At 50.1% G+C, this 11,525-nt stretch carries 3 protein-coding genes; all 3 read right to left on the bottom strand.

The genetic code is table 11. The features are described 5' to 3' along the window. Positions 1 to 5 precede the first annotated feature (5 nt). Complete coding sequence (locus LAJLEIBI_RS10295; RefSeq protein WP_006441776.1) at positions 6 to 4,607, bottom strand: discoidin domain-containing protein; 4,602 nt, start codon at positions 4,605 to 4,607, stop codon at positions 6 to 8. Between the two features lie 2 nt (positions 4,608 to 4,609). Continuing rightward, complete coding sequence (locus LAJLEIBI_RS10290; RefSeq protein ID WP_006441775.1) at positions 4,610 to 5,710, bottom strand: phage tail domain-containing protein; 1,101 nt, start codon at positions 5,708 to 5,710, stop codon at positions 4,610 to 4,612. A 66-nt stretch (positions 5,711 to 5,776) separates the two neighbouring features. Continuing rightward, on the bottom strand, positions 5,777 to 11,194 hold the full coding sequence (locus LAJLEIBI_RS10285; RefSeq protein WP_170254063.1) for an Ig-like domain-containing protein: 5,418 nt from the start codon (positions 11,192 to 11,194) through the stop codon (positions 5,777 to 5,779). Between the last annotated feature and the right edge of the window lie 331 nt (positions 11,195 to 11,525).

Raw genomic sequence — 11,525 nt, 5'->3', positions numbered from 1 at the left:
GATAATTAACTTGTGCCGCCGGATTTGACGAAGGGCAGAGCGTTAAAGGTCACGCCGTCGATCGTATATGTTTTCGGGACCATTTTGATGGCGGTCGTATCGATACCGTTGCGCACTTCTATACGCTCCGTTTTTGTCAAGTCCTTTTCCAGCCGGAACATTTCGTCGTTATTGTAGTAGCCGGCAAATTCTTCTGTTGTCATGACAGTCTTCATTCCCGTATCCGGATTGGAGACCTCCAGGCCGTTGACTGACATGAGCACGTTCGTGACGATATCAGGGTAATCATACATGCCTATCTGCGCGAACAGCGCTTTCCAGCCGTTGGCGGTCAGTTCTGTCTCTGCGGTCTTTCCTTCTACGGAAGTGACCCTGTTCAAGATGCCCTCCAACGCCACCTGTATCTCGGACTTATTTTTCCGGATGTCATCGGAGAGAGACTCCATGTTATCTGACAGATTACCGAGAGAATCGCCTGTGCCTTCCACGGCCAGACTTATCTTGTCTATATTCTGGGTTATGCTGGAAAGCTTGGAGTCAACGGTATTGTCGGAGATATAGTAGACACGTCCTTCCTCTTTCTCCGCATATCCGCCGGAAAAATCGCTGTCGTAAAGCGTGTGCCAATCGTGTCCGTCTGCCGATACTTCCAGCTTATGATTGTAGATCCTGCCGTCCAGATAATAGTGCCAGACTGTGATTTTGTCGATATCTGTATATACCTCGCCAAGGTCAAGCTGCATACATTTTTTACCGGAGTCAGCCGTAATGTAAGAGCTGCTCACCGGGTTCTCATTTTCATCAAATGTTATAAGAATATCGTCGGTATATGTCTTCAGGTTGTCGGCCTCTATATGGTTGCCGTTCTGGTCATATGCCTCGGGAGTGAGGCTGAACGCGATATTGGAGTTGTCCGTCAGCACCTGGCATTCCACCCAGTGGTTCAGGGCGTTTACGGAATTGCCGTTCAGCCAGTCCCGGATATAGCGGATGGCGGTGGGAGGAGCGTCCTGTTTTCGCGCTACGGTTGACGACAGCCTGTCGGCCGTAAGTTCCACTTCCGCGATCTTGCCGTCCACGGTCTCTACGGATGCTGAGATACCGTCTATTTTTTCCTTCAAAGTAGTCTTGTCACCTTTTGCATTGGTGATCTCGGTCTGTACTCCGTCCGCGGCCGCCTTTACAGAGGTGATATTTTTTTCCGCGTCCTGTACTCTCTGTGTGATCCCGGTCATATCTGTGGTGAGTGTGCTGACATTACCGCTCAGATCCGTTACGGACGCCTCGATTTCACCGGCCCGCTGTGTAAGCTCCGACTGGGCGGTATTGACCTGTTCTTTTGTGGCGTATGTCTCTGTGACGGTCTGGCGGAAGGAAGAGGCATCCTGCTCGGCCTTGGTGAACCGTTCTGTCAGTGTACCGGTGTCAGACTGTATTTCCTTTACCGTGTCTGTGATGCCGCTTAAGCTTATATTATGCTGGACGAGCAGGTCCACGATGGACTTGCTGACTGTGCTGCCGGTCTCGTCGGTGATCTCCACCATATCCGTCCGCCATACCTTGTCGGTAATGGACTTCTCCACCGCGTCCAGTGAGGTCTCTACACCTTCCATCGTCGTACCGAGCCGGGAGATGTCGTCAATGACAGAAGCAAACTGTATGTCAAGCCCCTGTCCGTTCAAAGTGATCTGAGCGGAGTTCCATACCGGATTACCGTCCTTGTCAAGGACGGCGCCCGCCTCCTTCCAGTTGATCTTATCTTTGCCTACCGTGGAGGGGGCTATCATATTATTTTTGATCAAACCGTCCGAGACGGCAGATTCCCGGATCCCGTTCTGGTCCATGATAACGCCGGTGCCGGAAGTGTCGTACACGATAAAGCTGAAGCCGCCTTCTGCGTCCTCTCCGAGCTGAAGCCGTACATTTCCATTTTTATCTTTAAAGGTCTGGGTATTGCCGATGATGGACAGAGAGCCGTCCTCAGAGAGAATATTTATCTGGTCCGTGTTGATCGTTCCGGCCTTCAGGTCATTTACGGAAATATACCGGGCGACCACATCTTTTAAAAAGGCCTCCTCGATCCTGGCGTTGTCCGCGGAGAGATTGACGACAATGCCGGTCTCCGTGGAGGAACTGCCGACAATGGCATTTCTTATATTGGCGACGAGTGTGTCGAGCTGTTTTATGACGGCGCTGTCAGATACGATTTTATCGGCGGCAATGAGCTGCGACTGCAGATACTGGAAAAATCCGTTTTCCGCACGGATATCTGAGACGCGTATCATCTCGGCCTCCAGATTCTTTGCGACGATCATCTGTCCGGTGAGCGCCTGGAAATGCTGGTTGATGGCATTGGTCACTTTGTTGTTGAATACCGTGGATGAAAGGATCTTCTGTATGAGGCCCGCTGTGAGCGTCACCCCTTCATTTTTGCCTGAACCTCCCGCAGAACCGGAGATACGGTTCTTGGATGTATTTCCCCCGAGTCCGAGGAGGTAGGTTGTATCGTAACGCCTGGAGCCTGTCTTTACCATATTGGAAAATTCGATGCGCAGGTCGTTGTCCATGGAGAGGGGGTTATAGCTCAGGGAAATGAGCCGCAGCTTGACGACGTAATCGTCCTGCGTGCCGAGATAGAGGAAGTCGCCAAGCTCCAGATGATCAGTGTACTGCTTGTATCTGTACATGGTGAGAAAGTTCTCAAGGTCTGTGGAATAGATGTACTGCGGCTGGCTGGATATCTCCAGGTCCTCTACCGCGGCGTCGTACAGTTTGAGCTGTTCGTCGATGGCTGTCACCTGGTCGTCGGAGCTGGTGAGGAACATATTGTTGTTCGTGTAATCCGTATCCCTGTAAAGGCGGGAGAGTGTGCGCAGTTCCTTCCAGGTAAACGGCTCGGCGCCGTCTGCCTTCCAGTTCTTCTTATCCACGGAGGCCGCAAGAAGCGCCCGCTGCTGCTGCACGGTCTCTGCCGCGGCTTCCGCCGCCTCGTACTCCGCCGTGCGTTCGGCGAGGGCATTGGCACAGGAGCCGAAGACCGTTTCGTCCAGCTGCATGACGACATCCAGATATTGCGAATACATTTCCTCGTGCATGTCTCTCGTGTGCGGCGGGTAATTCTCTTCGTCGTCCCCGGAGTTCTGTTCGTAATCCACGTACGGGATGTCGTAGTGCGCGTCTTCAAGAGACTTCTTCTGCGACTGGTAGAAATCGATGTTGACGAGCAGTTCATCGATACCGTATAACTTCCAGTCTGTCTTGTAAGAGTCGATATAGGGCAGTTCACCTTCTGAGGTGGGCAGCTCGCGGTTTGCGATTTCAATGGAGATGCTTGGCAGTATGACGTCGCGTATCTGATAGTAGTCATTGGCATCCGGGGAATTTTGAAGCTTCTCCTCGTCAAAGTCGCCGTTTTCATCTGCGTAGTAAGTCTCATAGCCCTTGAGCTGTGCTTCGTAATTGTCTTTCGCCTTGCGGAGATTATCGTCGCTGAACTTGTTCCATTCTGTGGAGCAGTCGTCCAGAGGAAGACGGTCCATCAGTTCCGACATAACGTTGAGCTGGCTGTTGTAGCGGCGGCTCAGTTCCATGTATTCATATCTCTTCGATTCGGTATCTGACAGCCATGCGTTGTATTTGCTTATAAGAGTCTCACTCATATAGTTTTCGTTGAGAAAAGAGGAGAGATTCTCGATCATATTGCTGCCGAAATTCACGTATTCAATGCCGAGATTATCGTCGCCTTCTACGCGGTAGCGGGTGTAAATGCTGTTCTTATCCACCGAGATATCATTGGAATTCTGAAGATTGCGGAAACCGATGGTCACGTTTGTGTCTTTACCGAGATTCTCCGGGCGGCAGGCATTGATGGTCATATGTTCGGTGTCAAAGAGGATCAGGCATTCAAAAAATTGTTCGACGTCCTGTGTGAGAAAGGAATAGACACTTTTAGAATCTACGTCAAAGGTGCCGATCTCATCTTTGAGCTGTACGACCTTTTCCACAAGCTGTCCGTCCTTATAAGAGCGGTATACCTTTGGAGTCTCGTCGATGTAGCCGATGCTCCATCCTTCGATACCGGCAAATGAGAGCGCCATGTGAAGCAGGCTCAGTTCCGGCTGCTCCTTGTTGCAGAAGGTCACCTGTTTTTTTGCAAATGGGACATCGCCGATGTATTCCACATTGTCGGGAGGGAGCATTTCAATGGAGTCCGTTGTTCCACAGTTCACTTTAAAGCCGAGCAGGTCGTTGTTCGTCAGACCGATCTCTGCGGACTGTGCGGATACCTTTTTGTATTCCTCATCTCCGTCATTGGACACCTGCGGGGCTGACATGATGAACCACCCGATACGCTCCGCATAGATACACATAAAGTCGTTGAGCAGGTCGTATCCGGAGGACATGACCTGCCCGCTTTGCTTTTGTCCGGGTGCGGAAATGTATTTGTCACAGGTAAAGGACAGCTCTGACGTATCGTTCAGACTGAGCGTAAGATTTACGGAATCGGCGCGTATGCCGTTGAGCGGGCAGAGCAGTTCGTGATCCGGTGTTCCGAGATAAAAATGAGGCGGGTCTGCCTGCCGATTGTTGTTAAACTTTATATTCATAGTCACGCACCTGCCTTCCGGGTCTCTCTGTAGGTGATGGTGAAGGTGCAGTCCTCCGCCCAGAACAGGAGCGTATTTTCGCCGTTTACGAGCCTTGGCCAGTACATATAGTCGGTGTCCGTGACGCCAAGGTCGGACAGCTTCACCATACGGCCGATATCGTCAAAAATAAACAGGCTGTTCCCGTCGATCGTAACAGGAAGCTCCCGGTACAGGTCAAAGCAGAGAAAGCCGCCCCGTACAATGTAGTATTCATATGTAGATGCTACATAGCATGCAATGCATTTATGTTCCTGCCCGTACACGTCCCGATAGAGAAAGCAGACAGCTGTGTCATTACCGGCGGTCACGATATGCTGCCCGTCCTCCGTCAGCTGGAATTCCGGCGCATAGCCGTGGGCGAGGCCGTAAGCAGACACCTTCTCCTGCAACTGTTCCATGAGCCGGGCATTTGACGCTGCGGGAACGAGCGTCCCCTGGTCGTAGATGCAGCAGTCCGAGAGATTCAGAAAATAAGCCTGTCCGGTGACCGCGGAGGCCATGCGTATGACCGGATAACAATACTCATCCAGTCGGTCGTCGTGGCTTGTGATCGTATAACTGACCGTTTCGCCTGTGCAGGCAGCGGTGTGGACGATGTCGTCTGTATACCCGTAAGGGGAGGAACAGTCGAACATAAGCCGCAGGCCATATACATCGCCGGCCACATGGAAGGACTGGATATCGGAGAACTGTCCGTAGAAAAACCGGGGCGCATCCTCCTGTCCGCTGCCATATTCAAAGGCCAGTAATTCAGAAGATACGGTGGAGGTAAGCCACCGGGCCAGCTCTCTGATATCGGCAGGGGTGATGATCCGGTCGGCCTGGGCCGGATATGCGTCCGGGTCTTTGATGATATGGAGTTCGAACTTTAACTTATCGCCGGGTCTGGTCCGCACAGAACCAGGTTCACTGCGGTAGCGGTTGGTGTCCCCGTACTCGATATCCTTCGCGAAGGCAAAAGACGGATCCGGGTCCTGGTCAAAATCAACCGCAATATAATGACTGTCCAGGTCGGACAGCCTTTTGTCTAAAAATATGAAATCATTAAATGATTTTGCCATACAATTCCTCCTTTTTTCATAGGGGTCAGACCCCGGCTGCGCCAGGGGTCTGACCCCTTTCAAAATTTACTTCAATTTACGGTAGTCGTCAGATAATTCGGATGATACTATCTTTGTCAGTTCTTTCCCAAGAGCCGGCAGTGCAGACTTCAATTCGTCCACGATATCCTTGTCGGCGTTCCCTTCTATATTGAGCAGGGTGCCGAAGCTGAATTGTGCATTCAATGTATGTTCCCGTGACGCATGCGTTGCCGCGGCCGGAAGCGGGAGATACAGACCGGCGTCGGAGAGGAGCTGGGGCGCTCTCTCTGCCAGGTCCCACAAGTTCTCGGTGAGTCCGGAAGGGATGACCCCGTCGCCGCGCTGAAGGGGGACGAGGATGCCGCCGTCGGACTTGCGGATGACGAGCTCGCCGTCGTGTATGAAATCCGGTCCGCTTATCGGAACGGAGCGGGTCCCTCTCCGGTAACCGGCGGAGCGCATCTTGTTCAGCAGCCAGACGTTCTGGGAATAGGTGCCGGAGTAATATCCGCCGCCGCCCCAGTAGTTGTAAAGCTCCCGGCAGGCGGACATGGAAGAATCGAAGTCGTGGGACTTCAGCCGGTCAACGATGGAGCTGTTGACATTCAGCTTATTCTTCGGATAGTAGTCCTTTTTATAACGGAACGGAATTCCGCCGTAAGACGGGGCGTTCTGAGACGGTGCCGGCTTTGCCGGAGCCGGTGTGACGGATACGGATACAGAGGCAGAGATGCCGCTTCCGTCGGTCGTGGAGCAGGTGATGACTGCACTTCCGGCCTTTACGCCTTTGATGGTGCCGCCGCTTACGGTGGCAGCTTTCGTGTTGGAAGAAGTCCAGCGAAGCGTCTTATTGGCTGCATCCGTTGGGCGGATCCTGGCGGTGACGACGGCAGATTTTCCTTCGTTGAGCGAAAGAGAAGAGGTGCTCAAGGTCAGTTCAGCCACTGGCCGGTTGTTGATATCCGTCTCTTTACTGATCTCGTCTAGGATGGCGCCGTGGGATGGATTCTGGTTGATCGCGCCGGTGTTCACGTCTGAGACGGCGCCGGAAGCCTGGATACTGCCCTGCGCAGCGCTTCCTGCGACTGCCTGGCCAGCGGCGCCGGCCTGGGTGCCAAGGTTCGCGATGTTCTGGTTAAAGCCGGAACTTCCTGCAAATCCCGTATTGGCAATGATCTCATTGATCTTGCCGTATGCCTGGCCGTACATGGCCACGACTTTGCCGAGCATGTCGGCCACGACCTGCTCCTGCATATCTGCGTTGTAGGTCAGTTCATCCATTGTGGAGTTGAGACTGTCCTTTAATCCGGAGGATAGTTTGTCGTATCCGCGGTCGATCATGTCATCAGCGTGGTCTTTCTTAAGCTCGGAGAGGTCTTCTTCCTTCTCGGCAAGTTCCTGTTCGAGCCGCCGCAGTTCTGCCTGGGCCGATGCATTGTTGACGCCCTGGAGCGCAGATATCTGGGCTTTCAGCTGATTGACAGACTTTGTCTGGGCGTTCATCTTCTTGGAAAAGTCATAATATTTCTTGTCCAGATCCAGCGCTTTCTGCCGTTTGTCATAGTAATCGTCCATGTAGTCGATCTCAGCCTTCATCTGGTCTTTGTACAAGTCAATGATCTTATCTTTGTAGTCCTGCACATCCCCGGCGGCGTCCTGAATATCCTTGAGCATGTTTTTCTGGCTCTTGTCATAGTCTTTCTGACTCAGTATGCCGTTCTGGTACGCTTCATCCAGCTTCTTGAGCGCCGCCGTGTATTCGGCAACCTTCTGCTTGGACGCGGCCATCTCCTGGCCGAGCAGCGCCAGATTGGCAAGACCGTTGTCTGTGAGGGCGCCGCTCTCATCAAAGAAGGAATCTTTATCGAGGAGAGAGCGGAGGTTCTTTGAACTGGAGATCGTCGCGTCCAGGCCGTCGATGATTTCCTCAAACGGATTGGTAAACCGGGTCTCCCAGATGGATTTTTTCAGTTTCTCATTGTTCTCCATCAAGTCGTAAATGTCAGAATCCAGCCCGGCGATCTCTTTGGCAAGACTGTCGTACAGCTTGGAGCCTACGTCATAGACGGCCTGCTTTTTCACGAGCTGCTGTCTCAGATCATAGCTTTTTTGTATGGAAGCATTGTTTAAATCAATCTGTTTCTGATAATCCGCCTCGGTCAAAGGTTCGCCTTTGGCTTCCTTAAGACTGAGAAAATCTTTCAGATTATCGCTGACCCTGTCCATGTGGTCGAGGGTATCCTCAAACTTCTTCCACGTCGCGTCCAGTATCTTCTGGGTATAGTCGGCGATCTTTTTCTGGGCGTCATACCATTCGTCCGAATACTGCTTGATCGTGCCGGAGGATACCTGCTTCGCCAGTTCGTTCTGATACTGGGAGAGCGCCGAGTTGAGCTCGGAAATCTGATTGGCATAACCGAAATCGTCGTTGTAGTCAAACCGGTTGCTGAAGTAGTTGTCAATGTTGCTCAATTTCTTCATGGCAAGGTCGACGAGATCTTTCTGCAAGTCGGCAATGTCTTTCTGCAGTCCGAGCGCCTTTTCATAGTATTTCTTATAATCGTCGATTTTGTCCTTTAAATCTTCGTCTGTGATGTTGCTGACGTCATAACTTCCGTTCTGCACCGCACTTACCCATGAGCCGGACAGGCCGACGGCATTGGCCTTGCTCATGTAAGTGTCATATGCCTTCTGGTAGACGGAGAGATTGCTTTTTGCCTTGGCGATGGCGCTGTCCATCTGCCGGTTCTGTGCGGTGAGATTGTAGGAAAGTGTCTCAACCGAATCAGAAATCCTCTTAAATGCGGATTCCATCCGGTCGATGAGTATCTCAAGCTGGTCAAATTCCTGCTTGAACTCCGTGCCGCTTGCATATGCCCGTCCGGATATATGCCCAAGGCTGCCTTCAGCGAAAGAACTGCCCACAAGCCGGGCGTGAGAACCGGTAACATAACCGTTGTTCAAAAGCGCCTCGGTCTGTTTGTGGTTGAACACGATATCTCCGGCCTTTAAGTTGGCCATGGTAGGATAACCGTTGTTCAGCGTAAACCACCTGCCGCCCCGGACAATGATCTCACTGCCCAGCTCGTTGATCAGAGCGCGTTCGCTGTGGGGAAGCCCCCAGCTTCCGCTTCCGTAGGCGTGGGTGCCGGAAGTGCGGTACTGCCAGAGGGCGGTGCCGCGGGAGTGGGCGGTGCCGTTGACTTTCTTTCCTTTTTTTTTAAAACCATTAATTATTGTGCCGATTCCAGTAGAAACAGAACTAACTGCATAGCTGATAACTCCGCTTAAAACAGGAGGGGATCCTACATTTCCAAAGGTACCTTTATAATTGATATCTCCGGGTAACTGCGGAGGATTCCATGTATCAACTGCGGAGGTTTCAGGAGTAAAGTTGGCTTTTCCATCTTTATCCGTTGGTTTAAAGCCATTAACAGCATTAGCGTTAACATTATAAGTTACAGTTCCATTTTTGTTTAACTGGACTTGAGTAGTTTCACCATTAATTTCTGTAGTATATGTAATGATACCATCTTTATCTTTTATGGCTGTGACAGACTGCTCAACTCCATTTACATCAGCTGAAAATGTAATGGTACTTCCGTTGCTTAACTGGTCAAGCTGCGCTAAGACTTCTTCTTCTCCTAAATGAGCATCGACCTCAAGAGAGCGGGGCTGAGAGAAGAAGTTTTCCCACGCCGCAGTAATTTCACTGGGATCGCTTTCGTTATTAATATCAGGATTTTCTTCGGAAAATTCATCATACATAGCCTGCTGCAGCTCTTCCTGATTCTGTATTTTGGCCTGTATTTCAAAATACTCATCGGAACCTTTTTTGGCATCTTTAAGTTGTTGGTAAAGATTATTGACAGTATCCTCTGACGTTTTGAAATATATAGGCAGTTCGACCCCTTCTTCATTCAGGCCGAGCCCTTCCTTGGCGTTTTCTATATAGCTTTCATATCCTGCAATGATACCAGCATTGGTCTCCGAGTTCTTTCCGCCCTCGGCCTTCTGGAGAACCTCCAGTTCCTCGATCTGTGCTTGTATAGAAGCCTGGTCGTATTCAAATTTTATATGGACAATTTGTTCTTCTGTCAGAGTGGATAAATCCTCTTCATACTTGTCGTACTCCTCATCCCACCCTTCGATCAGCTTCCCGAGCCGGTCTTTAGAAGCGCTGTCATTCATAGTATCATAAATTTCTTTGATACCATCCAGCGACGTTTCATATTCTTTCAAACCTTCACCGCTGAACATAATACCGTCAAATTCATAGCCGTAATCTTCCATATTATGAAGAATAGTATCAACAACATCAGTGTTTACGCCGAGAGCTTTTGCGGCTTCAGCAGTCGATTCAAATTTGGGAACAATTTTACCTGTTTCTTCGTTGATATCAATGAGATTTTTTCCCACATCATTCTCTGTAGCTTCAAGGTCTCTGGCGAAGTTGTGCATACTTTCATAAGGATTACTTGTATCAAACCAATTCTTAACCTGATTGTAGCTCTTTTCCCATGCAGCCTTATAGGCTTCGGCATCTGTACTATAGCCTTCCGTATTTATCTTTTGAGGGGCCATCCACTGCGCAACAGACTGAAAGTCATCGGTGCCGATTTTCCCATCCTCATACAACTGCTGGGCCTGTTCAATATATCCTGCCATGCTGTTCCATTTATCACCGGCATTTTGGGAAGAGAACGCGGCGTTAACTCCTTCAAAAGAGCCATCTATACCACTCACAGTTTCTTCCGCTTCTTCCGCGGATTTTTTCAAGCCGTCAAAATAATTTCTGAAGGCATCTCCTTTGCCTTTCCCCGTCATGCCAAGATCGCCCAGGGTAAGGCCCATATTATGTAAAACATCTACGACGTCTTCTCCGGATTTTGCGGCCTCTAGCAGCCGGTCCTTTATAAAATTCTTTCCGCTGGTGCCGTCAAAGAAATCATTGATTGACTGCTGCCATTGCTCTTCGGGAGCCAGATCCATATTATTTACAGAGTTAAGTGCCTTTTTAACTGCTTTAAACTGTTCTTCATAACCGGTTTCGGCTACAAGTCCTTCACCATTTTTAGAAAAGCTGGCCAGAAGTGCAGACAGATCATTTTGCTTTACGTCTAAGTCGGAGGATAATGTCTCTATGGCAGCACGATAGCTGTTGATGTCATTTTCTGCTTCTTTCCATTCAGAACTGCCGGGATCATAGTCCGCCTGTTTGCTCTCCAAACCGGCGATAGCTTTTTCGTATTCTTTGATAGCTGAGACATTCTCCTGGGCGGCGTCTACAACATTTACGTTCTCTACAAGGCCCTGATAAGTCTTTTTGCCGCCTGGCACGTTCTGTGCGACCTGCTGAGCAACCGACTGCTTGCCTTTGTTTAAAGCGTCGCTGGCGTCTGATGCGGATAATAAATGCTGCTGTTCTGCAAGCTTTTCTCTTACGGCAGTCTGCCGTTTCACTTCATCATTGGCTAATTTAATTTTCTGAACTTGAGACTTGTCGTCTACGGATAAATCTGCAGCGTTTAATTTTGTGTATAAGTCATCTATGGAGTCATTGGGTTTTATCTTTATATTGTTAGCTTCTGCTATGGAAGCCAAGGTTTCTTTATATGACTCCGCCTGAGAGTTTAAAGTGTCTAATTCAGCCTTTGTGCCATTAAAATTATTTAGATTTGCCTGGGTATTTTTAAGTGCTGAATCATAGGATAAATTATAAGCATCTGACAGTTTGTTGAGAGATGTATAAAGAAGGGCAGTAGCCCCTACAGCCAGAGTTGCTTTTCCTGCG

The organism is [Clostridium] hylemonae DSM 15053, assembly GCF_008281175.1.
GTDB lineage: Bacteria > Bacillota > Clostridia > Lachnospirales > Lachnospiraceae > Extibacter > Extibacter hylemonae.
This window is presented reverse-complemented; position numbering and strand designations above follow the sequence as displayed.

Coding starts and splice junctions, on each gene's coding strand:
- LAJLEIBI_RS10295 (WP_006441776.1), bottom strand. CDS start 4,607: ATGAATATAAAGTTTAACAACAATCGGCAGGCAGACCCGCCTCATTTT.
- LAJLEIBI_RS10290 (WP_006441775.1), bottom strand. CDS start 5,710: ATGGCAAAATCATTTAATGATTTCATATTTTTAGACAAAAGGCTGTCC.